This is a genomic window from Luteimonas flava (assembly GCF_036584485.1).
GTDB lineage: Bacteria > Pseudomonadota > Gammaproteobacteria > Xanthomonadales > Xanthomonadaceae > Luteimonas > Luteimonas flava.
Genome location: NZ_JAZHBM010000003.1, coordinates 52587 through 74037, shown reverse-complemented (window position 1 = coordinate 74037; position 21451 = coordinate 52587). Strand labels below are relative to the sequence as shown.

Here is a 21451-nt window from a genome sequence, read left to right as displayed (position 1 = left end):
CACCGTTGAAACCCCGCCCTCATCCGCCCCTCCGGGGCACCTTCTACCCCGAGGGCACGTTGTCCCAGAAGGAGAAGGGCTTGCCGTTCCCGCGTTCTTTTCTCTGCGGCCACCGCGCCGCCCACAAGGAATTCCCCGTGGACTTCTCCCGCTTCTTCATCGACCGGCCGATCTTCGCCGCGGTGCTGTCGATCCTGATCTTCGCCGGTGGCCTGATCGCCATCCCGCTGCTGCCGATCGGCGAGTACCCCGAGGTCGTGCCGCCCTCGGTGGTCGTGCGCACCGTGTATCCGGGCGCCAACCCGAAGGTGATCGCCGAGACGGTGGCGACGCCGCTCGAGGAGGCCATCAACGGCGTCGAGGACATGATGTACATCAAGTCCGTCGCCGGCTCCGACGGCGTGCTGCAGCTCACCGCCACCTTCAAGCCCGGCACCGATGCCGACGAGGCGGCGGTGCGCGTGCAGAACCGCGTGGCCCAGGCGCTCGCGCGCCTGCCCGAGGACGTGCGCCGGCAGGGCGTGACCACGCAGAAGCAGTCGCCGGTGTTCCTGATGGTCGTGCATCTGACCTCGAGCGACGGCCGCTACGATTCGCTGTACTTGCGCAACTACATGCGCCTGCACGTCAAGGACGAGATCGCGAAGATCTCCGGCGTCGGCGATGCGCAGGTCTTCGGCGGCGGCGACTACGCGATGCGGCTGTGGCTGGATCCCGACAGGATCGCCGCGCGCGGCATGGCCGCCAGCGACGTGGTGCGCGCGGTGCGCGAGCAGAACGTGCAGGTCTCGGCCGGCCAGCTCGGCGCCGAACCGATGCCCAACCGCAGCGATTTCCTGCTGCCGATCAACGCCAAGGGCCGTCTGGAAACCGTCGAGGAGTTCGGCGACATCGTGCTGAAATCCGGCGCCGACGGTGAACTGGTGCGTCTGGCTGATGTGGCCCGCATCGAACTCGCCGCCGGCGACTACACGCTGCGCGCGCGGCTCGACGGCAAGAACGCGGCCGCGATCGGCGTCTTCCAGGCGCCGGGTGCGAACGCGCTCGAGATCCGCGACGGCGTGGTCGCGACCATGGAACAGTTGCGCCCCTCACTGCCGCCGGGCGTCGAGATCCAGTCGATCTACGACACCACGATCTTCGTGCGCGATTCGATCAAGTCGGTCGTCGTCACGCTGATCGAAGCGACGCTGCTGGTGGTGCTGGTGGTGATCCTGTTCCTGCAGACCTGGCGCGCGTCGATCATTCCGCTGCTGGCGGTACCGGTGTCGATCGTCGGCACGTTCGCGGTGCTGTACCTGCTCGGCTATTCGATCAACACGCTGACCCTGTTCGGATTGGTGCTGGCGATCGGCATCGTGGTCGACGACGCGATCGTGGTGGTGGAGAACGTCGAGCGGCACATCGAACTCGGCGCCACGCCTCTGGAGGCGGCACATCTGGCGATGCAGGAAGTCTCCGGCCCGATCATCGCGATCGCGCTGGTGCTGTGCGCGGTGTTCGTACCGATGGCGTTCCTGACCGGTGTGACCGGCCAGTTCTACAAGCAGTTCGCGGTGACCATCGCGATCTCGACGGTGATCTCGGCGATCAACTCGCTGACGCTGTCGCCGGCGCTCGCCGCCAAGCTGCTGCAGCCGCACGGCGCGCCGAAGGATCGCCTCACGCGCATCATCGATCGCCTGTTCGGCTGGCTGTTCCGTCCGTTCAACCGATTCTTCAACCGCAGCTCGGAGCGCTACGAAGGCGCTGTGTCGCGGTCGCTGGGTCGCCGCGGTGCGGTATTCCTGGTCTACGCGGTGCTGCTGGTCGGCGCGGGCGTGATGTTCAAGGTGGTGCCGGCCGGCTTCATTCCGGTGCAGGACAAGTTGTACGTGATCGCCGGCGTGAAAATGCCGGAGGGCGCATCGATCGAGCGCACCGACGTGGTGCTGAAGAAGATGGCCGCGCTCGCCAGTGAAGTCGACGGTGTCGCCAGCGAGATCGCGTTCCCGGGCCTCAACCCGCTGCAGTTCACCAATACGCCCAACAACGGCGTGATCTTCTTCACCCTCGATCCCTTCAGCGAGCGCTCGCGCACCGCCGAAGAGATCACCGCCGAGCTCAACCAGAAGTTTTCGACGATCCAGGAAGGCTTCACCTTCGCTTTCATGCCCCCGCCGATCCAGGGCCTGGGCAACGGCTCGGGCTGGTCGCTGTTCGTCCAGGACCGCACGCGTCTGGGCTACGGCGAACTGCAGGCGGCCGTGCAGGCGTTCCAGGGCGCGGCGATGCAGACGCCGGGTCTCGGCTATCCGATCAGCAGCTACCAGGCCAACGTGCCGCAGCTCGATGCCGACGTGGATCGGGTCAAGGCGAAGGCGCAGGGCGTGCCGCTGACGGAACTGTTCGACACGCTGCAGACGTATCTCGGTTCGGCCTACGTCAACGACTTCAACATGTTCGGTCGCACCTGGCAGGTCATCGCCCAGGCCGACGGCCAGTTCCGCGACGAGGTGGGCGACATCGCCAACCTGCGCACGCGCAATGCGGCCGGCGAGATGGTGCCGGTGGGTTCGATGGTCAATGTGCGCCAGACCTATGGCCCCGACCCGGTGATCCGCTTCAACGGCTATCCCGCCGCCGACCTGCTGGGCGATGCCGATCCGCGCGTGCTGTCGTCGGGCGAGGCCATGGCCAAGGTCACCGAGCTCGCCGGGCAGGTGCTGCCGGCCGGCATGGGGATCGGCTGGAGTGATCTGAGCTATCAGCAGTCGAACCAGAGCGGCGCGGCGATGGTGGTGTTCCCGCTCGCGGTGCTGCTGGCGTTCCTCGTGCTGGCCGCGCTGTACGAGAGCTGGTCGCTGCCGCTGGCGGTGATCCTGATCGTGCCGATGACGCTGCTGTCCGCGTTGTTCGGCGTGTGGCTGGCCGGCGGCGACAACAACGTGTTCGTGCAGGTGGGGCTGGTCGTGCTGATGGGCCTGGCGTGCAAGAACGCGATCCTGATCGTCGAGTTCGCCCGCGAACTGGAAATGCAGGGCAAGGGCATCGTCGAGTCCGCGCTGGAAGCCAGCCGCCTGCGTCTGCGCCCGATCGTCATGACCTCGGTCGCCTTCATCGCCGGCACCGTGCCGCTGGTGCTGTCGACGGGTGCAGGCGCCGAAGTCCGCTCGATCACCGGCGTCACCGTGTTCGCCGGCATGTTGGGCGTGACCCTGTTCGGCCTGTTCCTGACGCCGGTGTTCTACGTCGCGCTGCGCAAGCTCGCGAACACGCCTGTGGTATCGCACAAGCCGGTGGCGCACGACGCGCCCGTCAGCAGCACCCACGCATGAGCCACGTCGCACACATTTCCTTCTTCGAGCCAGGCCGCGCCCACGCGCGCGGCCGCGGCCCGCATCCCCCCGTCAGGAGTCATCCATGAACACTTCGTCCCGCATCGCCCTCGTCACCGGTGCCACCCGCGGCATCGGTCTGGAAACCGTGCGTCAGCTCGCCGAAGCCGGTGTGCACACGCTGCTGGCCGGTCGCAATCGCGAGCGCGCCGTCGAAGCCGCATTGAAGCTGCAGGCCGACGGCCTGCCGGTCGAAGCCATCGCGCTCGACGTCACCGATGCCGCCAGCATCGCCGCGGCAGCGAAGACCATCGAAGACCGGCACGGCCGCCTCGACATCCTGGTCAACAACGCCGGCATCATCGCCGACGATCCGCAGCTCGGCGCCGCCGGCCAGTCGATCGACACCTGGCGCACGACGTTCGAGACCAACGTGTTCGGCCTGATCGCCACCACGCAGGCGTTGCTGCCGCTGCTGCACAAGTCCAAGGCCGGTCGCATCGTCAACGTGTCCAGCCTGCTCGGCTCGATCAGCGAGCATCAGAACCCCGAGTCCTTCATCTACGACTTCAAGGGCGTGCCGGCCTACAACGTGTCCAAGAGCGCGGTGAACGCGTGGACCGTGCATCTGGCGCACGTGCTCAAGGACACCAGCATCAAGGTCAACACGATCCATCCGGGCTACGTGCGCACCGACATGAACAAGGCCGGCGACGAACAGAACGGCGAACTCGAGGTCGCCGATGGTGCGCGCACCAGCGTGCGCCTGGCGCTGATCGACGATGCCGGCCCGACCGGCGGCTACTTCTATCTCGACGAGGTGCTGCCGTGGTGATGCGACCCCTGATCTCGGTGCTGGCGGCGGCCCTGCTCGCCGCCTGCGCCGTCGGCCCCGAGCACGTGCGGCCGTCGATGGCCGTGCCGCAGAGCTTCGAAGGCACGGCCGCACCGGATGCGACCGCGGCAACCGCGAACCCCGCGACTGCCACCGCTGTGCCCGCCGTCGCCGACACCGCGTTCTGGCAGGCCTTCGGCGATCCGCAGTTGAACGCACTGGTCGACGACACGCTGGTCGCGAACCACGACCTGCGCATCGCGCTCGCCCGCTACGACCGCGCGAATGCGTTGCTGCGCGGCACGCGCTTCGACCAGCTGCCGACGATCGACGCGAGCGGCACCGCGAGCAGCAATCGCGCGAGCGCCGACCAGGCACCCGGCGTGCCGCGCGATGCCCGCGACACCGACAGCTTCGACATCGGCATCGGCGCGAGCTGGGAACTCGACCTGTTCGGCCGCGTGCGTCGCAGCGTCGAGGCCGGACGCGCCGACGTCGCCGCGAGCGCGGACGATCTGCGCGCGTTGCAGGTCGCGATCGTCGGTGAATTGGCGACGGCCTATCTCGATCTGCGCGGGCTGCAGGAGCGCCTGCGCGTGGCGACCGAGAACGCCGGCAACCAGCAGCACACGCTGGCGCTGGTCGATGCGCGTCGCAATGCCGGACAGGACAGCGACTTCGACAGCGCACGCGCCTCGGCGCAGGCCGCGTCGACGGCCTCGCGCATCCCGATGCTGGAAGCCGAGATCGCCGTCGCCACCCATCGCATCGCCGTGCTGACCGGGCGCACGCCTGATGCGCTGCGTGCCCAGCTGAGCGTCGCGCGGGCGCTGCCCGCAGTACCGCGTGCGATCGATCCCGGCACACCGGCCGACGTGCTGCGGGTGCGTCCGGATGTGTCCGCCGCCGAACATCGCCTGCACTCGGCGACCGCGCGTGTCGGCGTCGCGACGGCGGACCTGTTCCCGCGGCTCACGCTGGGCGGCCTGATCGGCAGCCAGGCCGGCGACATCGACGCCCTGTTCGGACGCGATAGCGAGACACGACTGGTCGCGCTGGGCATCGACTGGTCGTTCCTCGACATCGGCCGCGTGCGTGCCCGCATCGCCGCGGCCGACGCCGACGCCTCGATGGAACTCGCGCGCTACCAGCAGACCGTGCTGCGCGCGCTCGAAGACACCGGCAATGCGCTGGTGCGTTTCGACCGCGCTCACGACGCCGACGTCGAACTCGAGCGCGCCGCCCGCGACAGCGCCCGCGCCGCCCAACTCGCCCGTCTGCGTTTCGACGCCGGCGGCACCAGCCTGCTGGAAGTGCTCGACGCCGAACGCACCCAGCTGCAGGCCGAAGACGCCTTCGCCGCCGGACGTACGCGCACGGCGACGGATGCCGTGGCGCTGTATCGCGCCTTGGCCGGAGGCTGGCCGCAGACATTGCCGGCGCGTGAGACGGCGGGGATGCGCTGAAGCCGGAGCGTGCGGCGTCAGGGGCCGTCGGCGAATGCGAAGCCGACGGCCTCGGTACCTGGACCTCGCAGGATCTGCTCGGTGGCCCAGGCGGTGCGGATTGCGGAGTCGACCGTCGACGGGTGTGGCGCACCGCCGCGCAGGTGCTGGTTCATCGCCTGCACGTGATGCAACTGGATCGGCACCGGATGTTCGATGAGGCGGCATTCTTCGACCGCGCTGCCAGACAGCATCAGCGGTGCGTCATCGAACATCGAGAGCCGGATTGCGCCCCCGGTGCCGGTAATCGTGACCCGGTCGAGTCGCTTTCCGGCTGCGAAGTTCCAGTCGCCCTCTCCCACGATGCGTTCGCCATGACGCCATCTCGCTGCAACGTGGTCGGGAACGCGACCGTTGGACGCGGTCAACGTCGCCCGATCGATGCACGTGATCGGGCCGAGCAGCATGTCGAACAGATCGAGGCCATGGCAGGCCAGATCCTCGAACAGTCCGCCCGGCGCCTGCAGCGGATCGAGACGCCACACATCATCGATCCGCGCCGGCGACGGCGTGCGATGCAGCTGCCATGCGACGGACTCGATCTCACCGATCGCGCCGTCGCGGATCCACTGGTCCACCTGCTCGAACCGGGGCAGCGTGCGGCGGTAGTACGCGACGAAGAGCGGTTGATCGACCTCGACGAACGCAGCCTGCATCCGCAGCGCGTCCGCGTGACGGACGCTCATCGGTTTCTCGACGCAACAGGGCTTTCCCGCGCGCGCCACGCTGAGCGTCAGCGCAACATGCGAAGCAGGCGGCGTGGCGATGTAGACCGCATCGATGTCCGGAGACTCGATCAGTGCCGTCGCATCGGGGAATACCAATGCCACGCCGTGCCGCTCGGCGTAGGCGTGCGCTGCGTGCGCACGGCGCGATGCCACACCCGCAAGCCTGCCGCCGTGCGCCCGCGCGAAGGCCGGGCCGCTCTTGTGCTCGGCAACCGAGCCGACGCCGATCATGCCCCAGCGGATGTCTCCCATTGCCGCCATGCACGCGTGTCCTGCTTGACCAGGACGACAGGATAGGTGCGTCCGGCCGCCTCACGGGCATCGGGTCCACCGGAAGATGCGCCCGCTCCGCTTCAGGAAGCGGGCGCACCGGATCACCGGCGATCAGCCGCCCAGCAGCACCCGGTTCATCCGCTGCACGAACGCTGCCGGATCCGGCAGCGGCGCGCCGGCGGCGATCTCGGCCTGCTCCAGCAACAGCGTCGCCAGATCGGTCGCCTTCGCATCATCCGCTTCGCTTTCGATCCGCTGCAGCAGCGCGTGCTGCGGGTTGATCTCGAGCGTGGGCTTGCTCTCGGGCACGTCCTGGCCGGCTTCGCGCAGCAGGCGGGCCAGGTGCGGGGCCATTTCGTAGTCGGCGAGCGCGAGACAGGACGGCGAGTCGGTCAGGCGTGCGGACACGCGCACGTCGCCGACGCGATCGCCGAGCAGACGCTTGATGCGCTCGACCAGCGGTGCGGCGGCCGTCGCGGCTTCCGCCTGCTTCGCCTTGTCGGCTTCGTCGAGCGGCAGCTCGCCCTTGGCGACGTTCTTCATCGGCTTGCCGGCGTACTCGTGCAGGCTGCCGAGCATCCATTCGTCGATGCGGTCGAACATCAGCAGCACTTCGATGTCCTTCGCGCGGAAGGCTTCGAGTTGCGGGCTGCCGGCCGCGGCCTTGTGACCGTCGGCGGTGATGTACCAGATGGTGTCCTGGCCGACCGGCATGCGGCCGACGTAATCGTCCAGCGACACGGTCTGCGCAGCGCCATCGCCCTTGGTGGACGCGAAGCGCAGCAGCTGGGCGATGCGCTCGCGATTGGTCGCGTCCTCGACGATGCCTTCCTTCAGCGTGTTGCCGAAGGCCTTGTAGAACGCGGTGAACTTCTCGGGCTCGTCGCGCGCGAGCTTCTCGATCAGGTCGAGCACGCGCTTCACGCAGGCGCCCTTGATGCGGTCGAGCTGGCGGTTGTGCTGCAGCAGTTCACGGCTGACGTTGAGCGGCAGGTCGTCGGCATCGACGACGCCGCGCACGAAGCGCAGATAATTGGGCAGCAGTTCCTCGGCGGCATCCATGACGAACACGCGCTTGATGTAGAGCTTCAGGCCCTTTCGCTCGTCGCGACCGCCCATCATCAGGTCGAACGGCGGCTGCGACGGCAGGTACAGCAGCGTGGTGAAGCTCTGGCTGCCTTCGACGCGGTTGTGGGTCCACGCGGCCGCGTCGTTGAAGTCGTGGCCGAGCGCCTTGTAGAAGTTCTGGTAGTCCGCGTCGCTGATGTCGGACTTGGACTTGGTCCACAGCGCGGACGCGTCGTTCGCGGTTTCCCACTCCGGCGCGGCGTCGGCCGGCGCGTCCTCGCCTTCGGCAGGTGCCCGTGCGTCCTTGGGCATGCGGATCGGGAACGAGACATGGTCGGAGTACTTCGTCACCAGTGAGCGCAGCTTCCAGCCGTCGAGGAACTCGTCCTCGTCGGCCTTGAGATGCAGCACGACCGTGGTGCCGCGCTCGGGCAGGGTGACGTCTTCGAGCGAGTATTCGCCGCGGCCGTCGCTTTCCCACTTCACGCCGGACTCGGGCGACGCGCCCGCGTGTCGCGTCAGCACGGTCACGCGGTCGGCGACGACGAAGGCCGAGTAGAAACCGACGCCGAACTGGCCGATCAGGCGCGCGTCGGCCTTCTGCTCGCCGCTCATCGCTTCGAGGAAACGGCGCGTGCCCGAGCTGGCGATGGTGCCGATGTTGGCGACCACGTCGTCGCGGGTCATGCCGATGCCCGTGTCGCGGATCGTCACCGTACGCGCCGCCTTGTCCCAGCTGACGTCGATGTGCAGCTCGCTGTCGCCGGCCAGCAGGTCGGGATTGGCGATCGATTCGAAGCGCAGCTTGTCGCAGGCATCCGATGCGTTGGAGATGAGCTCGCGCAGGAAGATCTCCTTGTGCGAGTACAGCGAGTGCGTGACCAGGTGCAGGACCTGGGCGACTTCGGCTTCGAACTTGCGGGTTTCGGCGGTTGCGGTCATTGCGTGCGGCGTCCGTGTAGATGTGGTGCGAGCGGTCGATATTGGTGTGGTTGCGGGGGAATCAAGGCGCGGCCGGCCGCGGGCCGATCGCTGCCGGCGCACGCGGCGCAGGGGGCGGGCTCACCGCCAAGGCGCGGGACCGGTCGGATCGCGCGCGCGCGTGGTGAGGTGCGTTCGCGTGAGAACCGACGCCCAGGCCGGACTGCTCCGGATATTCAGAGGATCGGCCGATCCGGAACTTCAGAGACCGGCGCCTGCTCGCGCTGGAAACCTCTTGTGCCAGCGGACCACGTCTGCAGGCGCGAACGCTGTTCTTGACGTGTCGTCGCGGTGCGCACGCACGGGGTCACCAACACGCGCCCCGCCCTATTCCGGATAATGAATAGATAATCCAAGTAAATACGCGTTGAATATTCATGTAAATAAACCGAATTAATAGCGTTTCGTCACGTGCCCGGCACGTTAACCAAATATTAACTGGCGCCGAATCGCTCGACATCGGACGTGGATCGATCCCAGCAGTCGTCGTCCATGCAAATCCACGCTCGAGGATTCCAGATGAACGCGATCCACAACCGCTTCCGGGTGCGTCGTACCCGGCTCAGCCTCGCCGTTCCCGTTGCGCTCTGTGCGCTCGTGTTGCCGCTCGCGGCGTCCGCGCAGAGCAGCACCGGGCAGGCGACCACGCTCGACCGGATCACGGTCACCGGTTCGAATATCCCGCGTACCGATACCGAAACCGCATCGCCTGTGCAGGTGATCTCGCGCGACCAGATCGACCGCACCGGCAAGACCACGGTCGGCGAATATCTGCAGAGCCTGTCGGTCGACGGCGCCGGCTCGGTGCCCAAGAGCTTCGGCAATGGTTTCGCCGGCGGTGGCTCGGCGATTTCGCTGCGCGGCCTCGGCGCGGGCTCCACGCTGGTGCTGCTCAACGGGCGGCGCATGGCGCCGTTCGGGCTGGCCGATGACGGACAGAAGGTCTTCACCGACCTCAGCACCATTCCCCTGGATGCGGTCGCGCGCATCGAGATCCTCAAGGACGGCGCGTCGTCGATCTACGGGTCCGACGCGATCGCCGGCGTGGTCAACGTGATCCTGCGCGACGATTTCGAGGGCGCGATCGCCAGCGTGTCCTACGGCTGGTCCGGCGATGGCGGTGGCGATCAGCCCAAGGCCTCGCTGACCGCGGGCACCGGCAGCATGAGCGAGGACGGCTACAACGCGTTCTTCAGCATCGAGGCGGCCAAGACCGATGCGATCCGCGTGCGCGACCGGCGAGACCGCAAATGGATCGGCACCGGCGATACGCGGCCGTGGGGCTACGGCATCGGCACCAATCTGCCCGGCCGCATCACCGGTGGCGGCACCGGCGCCGGCGGTGGCCCGAGCGGCGCGATCGAGAATCCGAACACCGGCCTGTTCGAGTCGCTGCCCGGCTGCGCGGCGCTGTCGAACGTGACGCCGCAGGATCCGGCGGGCGGCTGCCTGTGGGATGTCGCGCAGTTCCGCGATCTCTCGCCCGAAGAGGAATACGTGAACTTCTTCTCGCGCGCGGCGTTCGCGGTCGGCGATACCGGCGAGCTGTACATGGAACTGAGCGCTGCGAGCAAGAAGACGACGTTCCAGAACACACCCTCGGGCGTCTCCGGTGCGTGGGGGTTCCCCGGCGGTCCGGTCAATGCCAGTGATCCCGGCCCCGGCGCCACCGTGCTCGGACCGGACCATCCGGACAATCCGTACCCGGGCACCGCAAACCGGCTGCGTTACACCGCCTTCGATGTCGGCCCGCGCGTGACCTACAACGACAGCCGCTTCGTGCGCCTGCTGCTGGGCTTCAAGGGCACGGCCGGCGCATGGGATTACGACGTCGGCTATCTGCACTCGGGCACCGACCTCACCAACGAGCGCACCGGCTTCCTGCAGTACAGCCACGTCAAGACCGCGCTGGAGGATCCCAACAGCCCCGTCGGCTACTGGCGCATCGGCGACAACGGCGGCCAGAACTCGCAAGCGCTCTACGACTACATCTCGCCGCGCATCAGCGCGACCGGCCGCACGCGGCTCGACATCTTCGATGCCAAGGTCACGCGCCCGTTGATGGATCTGCGCGGCGGCGCGCTCGGGCTCGCGCTCGGCGCCGAGTACCGGCGCCAGTCCGTGCTGCTCACGCCGCAGACCTTCACCGACCAGGGCGACATCATCGGTCTCGGCTATTCGGCCTACGGCGGCGTGGAGAAGGTCACCAGCGCCTACGCCGAACTGCAGGCACCGGTGCTCGACAGCCTGGAGCTGACCGGTGCGCTGCGCGTCGACAAGTACGATGGCGGCGAGACCGCGACGACGCCCAAGGTCGGCGTGAAATGGTCGCCGACGGACTGGATCGCGGTGCGCGGCACGTACGCAGAAGGCTTCCGCGCCCCGAACCCGGCTGAAGCCGGCACCGGCGGCTTGGCGGCCTTCAGCACGGCGGTCGATCCGGTGCGCTGCGCTGCACCGGGCAACGAGCCGCAGGATTGCGACGCCGGTCCGATCGCGCTGATCACCTCGCCCAATCCCGATCTCAAGCCGGAAGAGTCGAAGAGCACCACACTCGGCATCGTGCTGTCGCCGTGGACCGGCGGCTCGCTCGCGGTCGATGCGTTCCGCATCAAGCGTACCGACGAGATCTTCGGCGGCAGTGCGGACGCAGCGATCGCGGCCGGCGGCGACAACGTCATGCGCGGCACCAACGAGATTCCGGGCACGCCCGGCAGCGGCTCGATCCTCGCGGTGCTGGTGGGTTACGAGAACGCGTCGTCCACGACCGTCGAAGGCTTCGACGTCGACATGGAACAGCGCTTCGATCTGGGCGCGGGCAATCTGCGGCTCGACCTGCAGTTCACCCACATCAGTGCGTTCGAACGCGAGGATGTCGACGGCACCGTCTACGAATTCGCCGGCACGCATGGCAACTGCGACGTGACCAACTGCATCGGCACGCCGAAGAACAAGGCGAACTTCGGCGCGACCTGGGAGATGGATGCGTTCTCGATCAGCAGCGTCGTGAACTGGCGCGACAGCATCCGCAACGTCACCGAGGCCGGCGACACCGAGTGCGCCAACGGCTTCGCCAATGGCGACGACGCGCCCCGCGGTTGCGAGCTGGCCTCGTTCTACACCGTCGATCTGTCGGCGCGCTGGATGCCGACCGAACACTGGGAGCTGTTCGGCTCGGTCAACAACGTGACCGACCGCATCGCGCCGCTCGATCCGCTGACCTATGGCGCGATCAACTACAACCCGATGGATTTCAGCGGCGCGATCGGCCGCTATTTCACGGTCGGTGCGAAGTTCAAGTTCGACTGAGATCGCTGCAGCCTGCAGGACCGGACGCCCCGCATGTCGGGGCGTTCGCGTCTTTCCGGTCGCACTGCTTGCCTCAAACGTGCGCGATCCACTGGCGCAGCAGCGCCTGCACGGCGTCGGCGCCGCTGTCGACCGCATCGCGGTCCGCGAACGCCAGCAGTGCGCGATCCGGCGATGGCCAGGTCAGCAATCCGTCGGGATCGTCGATCGCGAGTCCGCCGTCCGGCAGTGCACGCGCTTTCGCGCCCCGGTGCAGCACCAGCCCGATGCCGGACGCTGCGCGCAGTTGCGTGGTCGCGAAGTATTCGGTCGTGCGCCAGCTCGGCGCGTTCCATTTCACGCCTTCCGCGATCGTCGGGTCGACGCCGAGCACCAGCGCGCGCAACCGTTGCACGGCGCCGGCGTGCGGGTGATCGAGCGCGGCCATGAAGGCATCGACGGCGACCGAGGTATCGGCCGGCGTGCTGTGTCGGGGACGGGCGGTCTTCGCCATGGCTGGACTCCTGTCGAAAGGGGCCAGCCTAACGGGACGGGTGTCGCAGGCGGCTCAAGGCGCGTCGTGTTCCGTGCGCGGCGCGCCTGCGTCGTGCGGGCGAGGCCCCAGCGGCACCGGCGCCATCGTGCGATACACGCCATCGCGGCGCACCCACGCGTGGTACAGCGCGGCCGCGACGTGCAGCAGGATCACCGCGAACAGCGCGCGCGCCAGCCACGTGTGCGCGGCGCGCAACACGCTGTAGATCGCCGGATCGTGCGGCGCGATCGGCGGCAGATGCAGATCGCCCCACAGCACGACCGGATTGCCGGCCGCCGACACCATCGCCCAGCCGATCAGCGGCATCGCGAACATCAGCGCGTACAGCGCGACGTGCGACGCGTGCGCGGCGGCGCGTTGCCAGGCCGGCAGATCGCGCGGCAGGTCCGGCGTGCGCCGCATCAACCGATGGATCGCGCGCACGATCACCAGCACCAGCAGCGCGATGCCGATCGGCCGGTGCAGCATCAGCAGCGACGGACGCAACGTCATCGACGACACCATCGCCACGCCGACGAACAGCATCGCCAGGATCAGCGCCGCCATGCTCCAGTGCAGCACGCGGGCGAATGCATCGTGGCGATCGGTCGGGGCGTTCATCGGGCGGCCTCCGGCGGCGGGGTGCCATCGACATCGGCGCCGCGCGCGACCTCGCGCTCGCGTCGATCGAAGGACTGCGCATACACGGCCGCGCGCGCGGCGAGGATCGGATCGTCCGACAGCGCGACGCCGCTCGGCACGATGGTCGGATCGAAGTTCAGATCACGGCACGCACCGGTCGCCTGGTCCTGCGCGTCGGTCAGCACGACCGTGCCGACGACGACCTGCTCGCGGTCCTCCGGCCAGGGCGTGCTCGGATCGCTGGCATCGTCGCCATCGCCGGCAATCGTGGCGACCATGTCCCAACGCAACGGACCCTGCGCGAGCCGCTCGCGCAGCTCGTCCTGCAGATAATTGCCTTCCGCCGCCTCGCGCTGCGCTGCCGTCATCTCGACGAACGGCGCCTGCGGACGCATCGACCAGCGCACCAGCCGTTCGCCGCCCGCGCCGTTGAAGCGATAGGCGTGGATGCCGTTGTACTGCGTGTTGGCGAAGCTGTCCGACCACGGCGCGGTCTTCGCCCAGGAAGCGAAGCGCTGCGCTTCGGGATGCTGCGCGGCGAAGGCGGCCATGCGGTCGGGATCGGGCTTGCCGGTCGCCGGATCTGGCGCCGACGCGCGCGTCTGTTCGAGGAAGGTCTCGATCGACGCCGCACCGAAGAACGGAAAACTGTTCATCGCCATGCGCCATTCGCTGCCGTCGGCGCCTTTGAGCACCAGCGCCATGCTGCGCACGCGCGCCTGTGCATCCAGACCGTAGGGCGAGCCCCCGCCGATCGACAGGCGGCCGAGCACCGGCGTATCGGTCCGCGAGAACACGCTGGCGCGGCTGAGCGCCGAGCCGTCGGGCGTGCCTTCGAAATGACCGACGACGCAGATGCCCTTGGCGTGCGCACGCCGGAAGCCGGGATACGGCGTCGTCGACGTCGCCTCGATCGCATCGGTCATGCGCGCGGACGTGAGCCGGTCGGGCGTGAGCCAGCCTGCGGTCCAGGCGAAGGCGCCGGCGACTGCCGCCACGATCGCCGCGATCGCGACATAGGCACCGGTGCGGCGGCGGGGTGCGGGGACTTGCGACATGGGCGCGGCTCGTGGCGGATCGCCGCGAGCGTACGCCCGGCGCGGGGCCGGGCGGGTGAAGGCGTCAGGTCGCGCCCGGCCGGCGTGCGCGATTTACTGCAGCTGGATCCGCGACGCGTCGGTCACGCGCACATGGGTCTGGTAGTAGTACTTGCCCGTCGGCTGGCCGGCAGTGGTGAAGTCGATCCGCACGCGCCGCGCCTCGCCCTGCACCAGGATGCGCTTGTGCTGCAGTGCGACCGCCAACGGCTCGCCCAGACGCAGTTCCAGGTCACGTGCCGCCGCAGGCGTGAGCGCCACCGTCAGATTGCGCTGGTCGCGGTAATCGGTCTCGGAGTTGAGGTAGGTCGCGCCGTCCTGATGGCCGATCGCATTGACCTGCATCGAGAAGGTGCCTGCCGCACCACGTGGCGCGGCGTCGGCGGCCAGCTGGATCGCCTGCGCCGGTTGCAACCATCGCGCCTGGTCGCTCGATGGTCCGCTGCTCACGCAGCCGGTCACGAGGAGTGCGGCCAGCAATGCCGTCATGCCTTTCGAAATCATCTGTCGTCCTTGAGCGTGGAATGTTCCACCGCGATGCTCGCATCGCACGCATGACGCGTCTGTCGAGCCGAGTAGTACCGCACGGGCGAGCGTCACCCGTGCGGTCCGATGTATCAGGGCTGGTAGCACGCACCCGACGGATCGGCTTCGATCTGGATCAGCTCGCTGCCACCGCCGCCCCACACATTGCCGCCGGTGAAGATCAGGCAGCCCTCGTCGCGGAACAGCGCCTGCAGGCGTGTCGCATCGTTGCCGAAGTAGAACGGAATCCAGCGTTTGCCGGATTCGTAGGTGTGGAAGCGATCCGGCGCGCGATCCAGCAGCTCCTGCACGTCCTGCATGCTCATGCCGATCTCGAGCTGCGCGAACTTGCTGCCTTCGGCGGGCGTGCCGACGATCTCGCCGGTGAACGTGCCGTCCTTCGACTGGACCTCCCGCGTCTGCCCATCCTGCGCGGCGACCGACCCCGAGGCCGCCACGGCCAGCGCCAGCGCGGCGCCGATTCTCCAATTGCGCATTGCAATCCCCTTGCGTGCTGCGTCGCCGGAATGGCGACGGCGTGGGGATGCTAGCAGGCGAATCATGCGCTGCACCGGCTTGCGTCGCGCATCTAGTCCGCGCGATCCAGACACGCCGCCGATTCCGTGGTCGGAGCATCACTGTCGTCGAGCTCTTCTCCGAACCTTCCTCGCGCCTCGGTAACGCGGCGACCCGCGACGCACACATGGGCGCAACCCCCGCGTGTCTCTGGCAAGCCGCCGTGACGCTCGCAGCGAATCCGGCATCTATCCGACAGAGAGCATCGCTTCGCCAGCGCCTTGAGTTCGCATTGCTGCGCCTGGGACAAATCACTGGATTCAAGCCATTGGACGTCGCATCGCGGATACGGATCTCCAGCTGGCCCGTTTCCCAAGCCGAGCACATCCATCGAGGGTGGATCAGCGACATCCCAGTTTCCGCCGGTGAGCGCGACCATAGGCGGGAAGCGCCATTTCGCGGTCGTGATGTCGGTTGTCTCTGCTGAGGTAACGTCTGCGGCGGACGGATGAAGCTCGTCCAACGCGTCTGATGCCGACACGTTGAAAGGCGCAAGAATCAGCATGCTCAGAATCAGCGTCGCGAAGCGTCCGCTGACACTCCACAGCTCGCGCCAACGTGGACGATTCGCAGCGATTGATGTGTAGATCAACATCTTTGCTCTCTCCGAACACCGGCTCGACTCTACATCGACGGACGCTCCTTTAAGGGAGCTCCTCCGGAGGCACCAGACTCTGCGCCGCCCCATTGCTGCGCCCGATCTCGCCGATCGACGCCATGTCCACGCCCTCGATGCACGCCAGATTGAACCCGTACTCGTTCGGTGCGCTGCGACGCTGGTGGTGCGTGTAGATGCCGCAGACGCTGCAGAACCAGTGCCTGGCGATCTTCGTGTTCCACTGGTACAGGCTGAGCACATCGGCGCCGCGGGTCACGCGCAGGCGGTCGAGCGTCACGCCGGCCATCACGGCCCCCTTGCGGCTGCAGAGCGAGCAGTTGCAGCGACGGATGTTCTCGAAGCCGTCGATCAGATCGACCTCGAATTCGACAGCCTTGCAGTGACAGGTGCCAATGACCGTCTGCATTGCGGACTGTCCGATCGTGGAGGCGTCCGTCACTTCTTCAGACCCGCGACGACTTCCGACACGTTGAGGCCCAGTTCGAGCTGCAGGCGCACGTACTCGCGCTCCTTGCGCGAGAGGCTGCGGCCCATCTCGATCCGCACGTCCTCCGCCTGCATGATGCGGATGATCCGCGGCATCGCCGAGCCGATGGCGTCCGGGTCGTAGCCGGCTTCGCGCAGGGCTGCGATGAGAAGGGCTTCAAGTTCCATGACGCGTCCGGATCGATTCGAGGCGTGCATTGTGCGCCAGGCGTCAGGCGTCGACACGCATGCAGCTCTGCTTTCGACATCAGTGCGGCGCCATGACTTGCGGCCTTTGTGCGTGCATGCGTTGCACGCAAGGATGGCGAACGATCACCGACCGGCCCTCTCGCGCCAATGCCCATCATCACCGGCACTGCTGACCCAGCTGCCCACGGATTCCGAATCAGACGCTGGACCGCGCTGCCGATCATCGCGGTCTTCCTGTGGCTGGATCACTTCCATCTCGATCTGTTCCGCGCCGTCGCCGGCGACTGGAGCGGCGCGGCACGCACCTGGGCGCTGGTACTGCTGGGCTATCTGCCGCACTGGATCGTCGCATTGGGCGTCGCGGCGCTGCTGACACGGCCCGGCCATGCCGCCCATGCGCTCGGCCTCGATGGCCGTCCCCTGCGTGCCTTGCTGCTCGGTCTGCTGTTGACCGCGCCAATGGCGCTGGGCCTCGCACTCGAGGCACCGCTGACACTCGATGCCGACACGCCGCATACACTGATGCGCCACGCCGTGCTCCCCGGCTTCGGCGAAGAACTGCTGTATCGCGGCCTGTTGTTCGGCCTGCTGTTCCGCATCGCCGGCTGGGGTTTCGTGCCGGCGGCGTTGACCGGCGCGCTGCTGTTCGGCGCCGCGCATCTGTCGCAGGGCGGCAGCGCGGTCGAGGCGGCCGGCATCTTCGCCATCACCGCGCTGGGCGGGGTGTGGTTCGCGTGGCTGTACGTCGAATGGGATTTCGACCTGTGGGTGCCGGTCGCGTTCCACGTGCTGATGAACGCCTGGTGGGTGGTGTTTCCGGTGGCGGACAACGCACTCGGGCCGCTGTGGACAGTTGGCCTGCGGCTGCTGGTCATCGCGCTTTCGGTCGGTGTCACGCTTGCGTACGCAAGACGCCGGGGTGGCCGGCGCATCCGCGGACGACACTGGTTCTGGATTCGCGCGAGAAGCAGTGCCATGTACTGATGCGGGCGGACGCCTTGAAGCACGAGCGTCTCGTAGCAGTGTGCGTGCACGCAGGTTTCACAATAGATTGAGTCCCGACGCCCGTCCGGACATGCTGCCTGCTTCGCATCCAAGCGCGTCCTCCATGAAGATCACCCGGCTGCTCGGCATCTACGCACTCGGCATGGGCCTGGTCTTCGTGCTGCTGCTCGCCTGGATCGGCGCGGTGTACGCGATCAACGTCTACACCACGGCGAAGCTGTCGGCCGAGGCCATTCTCAACACGATGTTGACCGGGCTGCTGAGCGTCGTCGGGCTGCCGATCGTGCATCGCGCCGTGTACCGGCATCACTGGCACATCAGCCGCAAGCTAGCGTCGGGCGAACTGCAGGTTGGTGACCACATGCCGATCATCGGCGCCGAGCCCAGCCCGCCGGTACCGCGTGTCCGCAAGACGCAGTGGCAGATCGCGCTTTACGTTGCGCTCTACGCGCTCGCGATGGCATCGCTGCTCGCCGCCTACGCGCCCTTCGGGCATCAGGAAGCGTTGAACGCGTTCCTCGCCCGCTTCAGCGCCGGGCGTAGCTCCTTCTCCAGCCTCGCCACGCTGGTGGTGATGTACGCACCGATGGCGATCGGACTCGGGATCGCGATGCCGCTGCTGGAGATCGACCGCAAGCGCATGCAGTCACGCGAACTGCCTGCATCCGAAACGCTGCGCCTGCAGCTTCGTCAGGACTGGGTGATCTCGTTCGTGATGTCGTACGTCACCGTCAGCTTCCTCGCGTTCCTGACGGGCAACCTGATCCTCAATCATCTTTGAGGCGCGCCGCACGTCCGAGCGTTCATTCGCGCCCGCAGTCATCCAAGCTGCATCACTCCGCGTCGAGCAACCCCTGCAACTTGAGCACCGTCGCCCAGTTGCGCGTCGTCAGTGCGCGACCTGACTTGCCCAACAACGCAGGCGCGACCTTGCTCTCCAGCAAGCCGGCCGGACATTCCAGATAGCCAGCGTCGCCGGTGACGACGAGTTGCTCCGGCAACACCGCCAGTGGCTGCAGATCGTCCAGCAGCCGCAGTGCTTCGGGTGCCTGCGCGAAGATCACCAGACACCGCGAATGCTCTGACTCGGCCGGCACCATCGGGCTCTCACTGACGATGCGGTCGAGCTCCGCTGCCGACTTCACGATGACCGGCGTCGACACGCCCAGCTGCGCGGACAGCGCATCGGCGATGGTCTGCGCGAACTTCGCCGTCGCGCGCACCGACGCGGTAACCACCGCATTGCCGCTGTTGAGCAGCGTCCGTACCTGCGTGCAGCCCAAGGATTCGAGCAGCTGCTTGAACGCCGCCATCGGCACGCGATTGCCCTTGCCGACATTGACGCCACGGAGCAGCACAACGAAACGGGGCATGGCGATCGCCTGGGAATGTCGGAGTCAGCGAGTGTGCAATGAAGCGAAAGGTGCAGCGACTGACGCCGTCACCGGCCCCGATCGACCGGGTCGTCTGAACTAGACGCGGGCACCTTGCGCGTAATCGTCTCCTGCAGACGGCCGATCGGAATGCCGAGCAGTCTGACCACGCCCACGTTGTCGATTGTGCGCCCGTCCGCAGACAGCACCAGGTCCTGATGCATGAACACCGGGCCCTTGACCCGGTAGCGCAGCGACAGGTGCAGTCCCGAGACCGTCGCCTCGACCGGTCCTGCGGCGTCGCCGAGCGTTGCCGCGTAGCGATGTGCCGCGGTGCGTGTCATGACCCAGAAGCGTGACTGCGGCGGCTCGCCGGCGAAGGTGATGGTCTGATCCAGACGGAACGTCCCGTCGCTCTGTTCGATGCCGTGGCTGATGACCTGAAACGCGCGCGGCTTGCGAAAGACGAATTTCAGTGTGCCGCGACCCTCGCTCTCACCCGCGAATCCAGCGCTAGGCGTGAACTCCACGGGCGCCTGCGCAATGGCCGGCGGGCACGGCACGGTCACCGCAGTGAGCAGTGCAAGGCACAGCCATTTCAGTGTTCTCGTCACACCTGAAGCCTGCTCGGAACGGAGACGCATTGTGGCGGCAAAGCGGGCGCTGATTGCGTTCGGCGTTGCGAGCCCAAGGCTCATGCCGCGCAAAAGACCCACACCCGAACCCGAGTGCGACAAATTCTCTAAGGTGTTGCTCGGCGTCTCCAGCGAGCCCGATGCGCCGGCGTCGTGAATCAGCGACGAACTCGAACACACCCGAGCCCGTTACCGGAGCGCCTGCGACACCCCGATCGCAAGGGCAGCCGAGAGCAGCCAGACCACGCCACGCGTGAGGAAGGCCTTGTCGACAGCGCCTCGACCCACCGCCTGATTCGGCCCGAAGCCCACGACGAACGCGTGTGCCGGCAAGGCAACGGCCAGCAGGAAGGCGACGACCATCAGCATGGTGTCGTCCGCCAGTCGCAACCAGAAAACCGACATCGCGGTGCCTGCGACGATGCCTGCAAGCGCAGCGGTGATCGGTGTAGGCGTGATTCTCAAGATGTACGGACCATTCGCTTCAGAGCCGGAAGTCTAAGCGAATGCGTCCTTTGCATTCACGAGCAGGTGCGATGCGCGTTACGAAGTCTGGCGCCTGCGTTCTTCCTCTGTCGCGACGTTGGAAATCGGTGAACGTGGCACCGTCATTCCTCGCAGCACACCAATCGATGCCTCGGGCAAGGCCGAGTGCACCGAGTTCCGTTACACCGTGCGACTCACGATGCGGGATCGAAATGGAAGACCCGCAGTTCCTGATCGCACCGGCAGGCGGTTGCGAGCCGCGCAGCCCACGCCACCGCTGCGTCGCGTGACGACAGTTCGAGCACCGCAAAGCCACCGTCAAGTTTCGGGCCGGATGGATAGCCGCCTTCAACGACGGTGCTATCGCCCGATACGCGCACCACCGGCACGCCCGCATCGATGCCCCCGCCGAACACATAGACGCCGGCCGCTTTCGCCGCTTCGATGACCGCATGCGAATCGCGGCTGGCGCGTTCCAGCTCGACATCGCTCACCAACATCGCGGCGGCAGGAAAGGAGATCAGGTATTTGACCATCAGAACCAACCTTTCGGAAGATCGGCGTCGCCGCGGGACGAGAACCTGACGCGATCGTCTACTCGGTCGCAAGTATTCGTACGCCTGTTTCAGGCGCTCCGTCAGAACAGGAGAGTGCCGATGACAAAGACGGCCGGAATCGACAGCACAGCATAAGTGACCAAGGTTGCGCGATAGGCCGACGTGTTCGGAACAAGTCGCTTCCCCCAGGCCCGCATCGCCAGGGCAACTAACAGCAATGTCGGGAGAAAGAGCAGTGCCGACAGGTAACCGGCGCTCCCTTCGAACGTCGATGCGCCCGCAATGTACGGGACGAGGAACGCAATCGCACCTGCGACTGTCACCGCGGCCAGCACTGACAAACATCGATGTAGGGCGCTTGCTTTCATAGGACTCTTGTAGATGACGTGGCGACAAGCGCTTCACAGTTGACGCATAGCGCGTCGCTTCCGCGGCAATAAGTAAACCTGACCCCGTTACTCCCGATTTCGTCTAACGTGGTCGGTGCTCCGCCCGGGTTGAGAGAGAAGAAGAAGTACATCCCTGCAATTCCGAACAGTGCCCCGCCGATTCGTTTCTGCCTAGTCAGCGGACTGAACAGTATCTCCCCTTCTCGGAATTTATATGGCTCCGGGCACTGGAGGGTGTACAAGCCCATGCGGTGGGTCAATCGAAGTTGGCCAAACACCATATCCACGACGTAGGGGGAAGGCCATCCAGCCTCTGACTCGTTCATCCCCTCACCGATGTGG

21 protein-coding genes are annotated in these 21451 nt (G+C 66.9%); 6 read left to right on the top strand and 15 right to left on the bottom strand.

Features of this window, described 5'->3' with window-relative positions; genetic code table 11:
- The first annotated feature begins 137 nt into the window (after positions 1 to 137).
- The 3 genes from V3391_RS12795 (at position 138) to V3391_RS12785 (ending at position 5618) form a co-directional block, all read left to right on the top strand.
- Positions 138 to 3317 carry an efflux RND transporter permease subunit gene (locus V3391_RS12795; RefSeq protein ID WP_332078812.1) on the top strand — a complete coding sequence of 1060 codons (3180 nt, stop codon included), beginning with the start codon at positions 138 to 140 and terminating at the stop codon, positions 3315 to 3317.
- Between the two features lie 85 nt (positions 3318 to 3402).
- Positions 3403 to 4152: an SDR family oxidoreductase gene (locus V3391_RS12790; protein ID WP_332078811.1), complete on the top strand. Its 750-nt coding sequence runs from the start codon at positions 3403 to 3405 to the stop codon at positions 4150 to 4152.
- Positions 4152 to 5618, top strand: coding sequence for an efflux transporter outer membrane subunit (locus V3391_RS12785; protein WP_332079676.1), 1467 nt, complete (start codon positions 4152 to 4154; stop codon positions 5616 to 5618). Before V3391_RS12790 ends, V3391_RS12785 begins: the two co-directional genes overlap by 1 nt.
- A 17-nt stretch (positions 5619 to 5635) precedes the next feature.
- Here V3391_RS12785 and V3391_RS12780 read toward each other — a convergent pair whose 3' ends face one another.
- Together V3391_RS12780 and htpG are read right to left on the bottom strand one after the other, a co-directional pair.
- The gene (locus V3391_RS12780) at positions 5636 to 6646 is read right to left on the bottom strand and encodes a Gfo/Idh/MocA family protein (RefSeq protein WP_332078810.1); all 1011 of its coding nucleotides are present in this window, start codon (positions 6644 to 6646) and stop codon (positions 5636 to 5638) included.
- Positions 6647 to 6769: 123 nt separating this feature from the next.
- Positions 6770 to 8668, bottom strand: coding sequence for a molecular chaperone HtpG (htpG, locus tag V3391_RS12775; protein WP_332078809.1), 1899 nt, complete (start codon positions 8666 to 8668; stop codon positions 6770 to 6772).
- 558 nt (positions 8669 to 9226) lie between these two features.
- Between htpG and V3391_RS12770 the strand changes: the two genes are divergently transcribed.
- Positions 9227 to 12016 (top strand): TonB-dependent receptor, encoded by a 2790-nt coding sequence (locus V3391_RS12770; RefSeq protein ID WP_332078808.1) that lies wholly within the window; start codon positions 9227 to 9229, stop codon positions 12014 to 12016.
- Between the two features lie 73 nt (positions 12017 to 12089).
- Here V3391_RS12770 and V3391_RS12765 read toward each other — a convergent pair whose 3' ends face one another.
- The 8 genes from V3391_RS12765 to V3391_RS12730 all read right to left on the bottom strand — a co-directional run bounded on the left by V3391_RS12765 (position 12090) and on the right by V3391_RS12730 (position 16643).
- Positions 12090 to 12509: a DUF1801 domain-containing protein gene (locus tag V3391_RS12765; protein ID WP_332078807.1), complete on the bottom strand. Its 420-nt coding sequence runs from the start codon at positions 12507 to 12509 to the stop codon at positions 12090 to 12092.
- A 54-nt stretch (positions 12510 to 12563) separates the two neighbouring features.
- Positions 12564 to 13151, bottom strand: a complete 588-nt coding sequence (locus V3391_RS12760; RefSeq protein ID WP_332078806.1) for a cytochrome b — start codon at positions 13149 to 13151, stop codon at positions 12564 to 12566.
- On the bottom strand, positions 13148 to 14230 hold the full coding sequence (locus V3391_RS12755; protein WP_332078805.1) for a catalase family peroxidase: 1083 nt from the start codon (positions 14228 to 14230) through the stop codon (positions 13148 to 13150). The genes V3391_RS12760 and V3391_RS12755 overlap by 4 nt, the downstream gene beginning before the upstream one ends.
- 93 nt (positions 14231 to 14323) lie before the next feature.
- A complete protein-coding gene (locus tag V3391_RS12750) occupies positions 14324 to 14773 on the bottom strand; it encodes a hypothetical protein (protein ID WP_332078804.1) in 450 nt (149 codons plus the stop codon).
- A gap of 113 nt (positions 14774 to 14886) precedes the next feature.
- Positions 14887 to 15291, bottom strand: coding sequence for a hypothetical protein (locus tag V3391_RS12745; RefSeq protein WP_332078803.1), 405 nt, complete (start codon positions 15289 to 15291; stop codon positions 14887 to 14889).
- A 92-nt stretch (positions 15292 to 15383) separates the two neighbouring features.
- Entirely contained in the window at positions 15384 to 15965 is a 582-nt protein-coding gene (locus V3391_RS12740; RefSeq protein WP_332078802.1) for a hypothetical protein, read from the bottom strand.
- 49 nt (positions 15966 to 16014) lie between these two features.
- Positions 16015 to 16395, bottom strand: coding sequence for a GFA family protein (locus V3391_RS12735; protein ID WP_332078801.1), 381 nt, complete (start codon positions 16393 to 16395; stop codon positions 16015 to 16017).
- Between the two features lie 29 nt (positions 16396 to 16424).
- The gene (locus tag V3391_RS12730; protein ID WP_332078800.1) at positions 16425 to 16643 is read right to left on the bottom strand and encodes a polyprenyl synthetase; all 219 of its coding nucleotides are present in this window, start codon (positions 16641 to 16643) and stop codon (positions 16425 to 16427) included.
- A 168-nt stretch (positions 16644 to 16811) separates the two neighbouring features.
- On the opposite strand from V3391_RS12730, the gene V3391_RS12725 reads away from it, so the two are divergent.
- The gene (locus V3391_RS12725) at positions 16812 to 17648 is read left to right on the top strand and encodes a CPBP family intramembrane glutamic endopeptidase (RefSeq protein WP_332078799.1); all 837 of its coding nucleotides are present in this window, start codon (positions 16812 to 16814) and stop codon (positions 17646 to 17648) included.
- Between the two features lie 124 nt (positions 17649 to 17772).
- Positions 17773 to 18450 (top strand): hypothetical protein, encoded by a 678-nt coding sequence (locus V3391_RS12720; protein WP_332078798.1) that lies wholly within the window; start codon positions 17773 to 17775, stop codon positions 18448 to 18450.
- A 52-nt stretch (positions 18451 to 18502) separates the two neighbouring features.
- Here V3391_RS12720 and V3391_RS12715 read toward each other — a convergent pair whose 3' ends face one another.
- From V3391_RS12715 to V3391_RS12695, 5 genes are all read right to left on the bottom strand, one after another.
- Entirely contained in the window at positions 18503 to 19042 is a 540-nt protein-coding gene (locus V3391_RS12715) for a DUF1697 domain-containing protein (protein WP_332078797.1), read from the bottom strand.
- A gap of 68 nt (positions 19043 to 19110) precedes the next feature.
- Positions 19111 to 19857 carry a DUF3833 family protein gene (locus tag V3391_RS12710; protein ID WP_332078796.1) on the bottom strand — a complete coding sequence of 249 codons (747 nt, stop codon included), beginning with the start codon at positions 19855 to 19857 and terminating at the stop codon, positions 19111 to 19113.
- A gap of 9 nt (positions 19858 to 19866) precedes the next feature.
- On the bottom strand, positions 19867 to 20082 hold the full coding sequence (locus V3391_RS12705; protein ID WP_332078795.1) for a hypothetical protein: 216 nt from the start codon (positions 20080 to 20082) through the stop codon (positions 19867 to 19869).
- A gap of 275 nt (positions 20083 to 20357) precedes the next feature.
- Positions 20358 to 20699 (bottom strand): YciI family protein, encoded by a 342-nt coding sequence (locus V3391_RS12700; protein WP_332078794.1) that lies wholly within the window; start codon positions 20697 to 20699, stop codon positions 20358 to 20360.
- 101 nt (positions 20700 to 20800) lie between these two features.
- The gene (locus tag V3391_RS12695; RefSeq protein ID WP_332078793.1) at positions 20801 to 21088 is read right to left on the bottom strand and encodes a hypothetical protein; all 288 of its coding nucleotides are present in this window, start codon (positions 21086 to 21088) and stop codon (positions 20801 to 20803) included.
- Between the last annotated feature and the right edge of the window lie 363 nt (positions 21089 to 21451).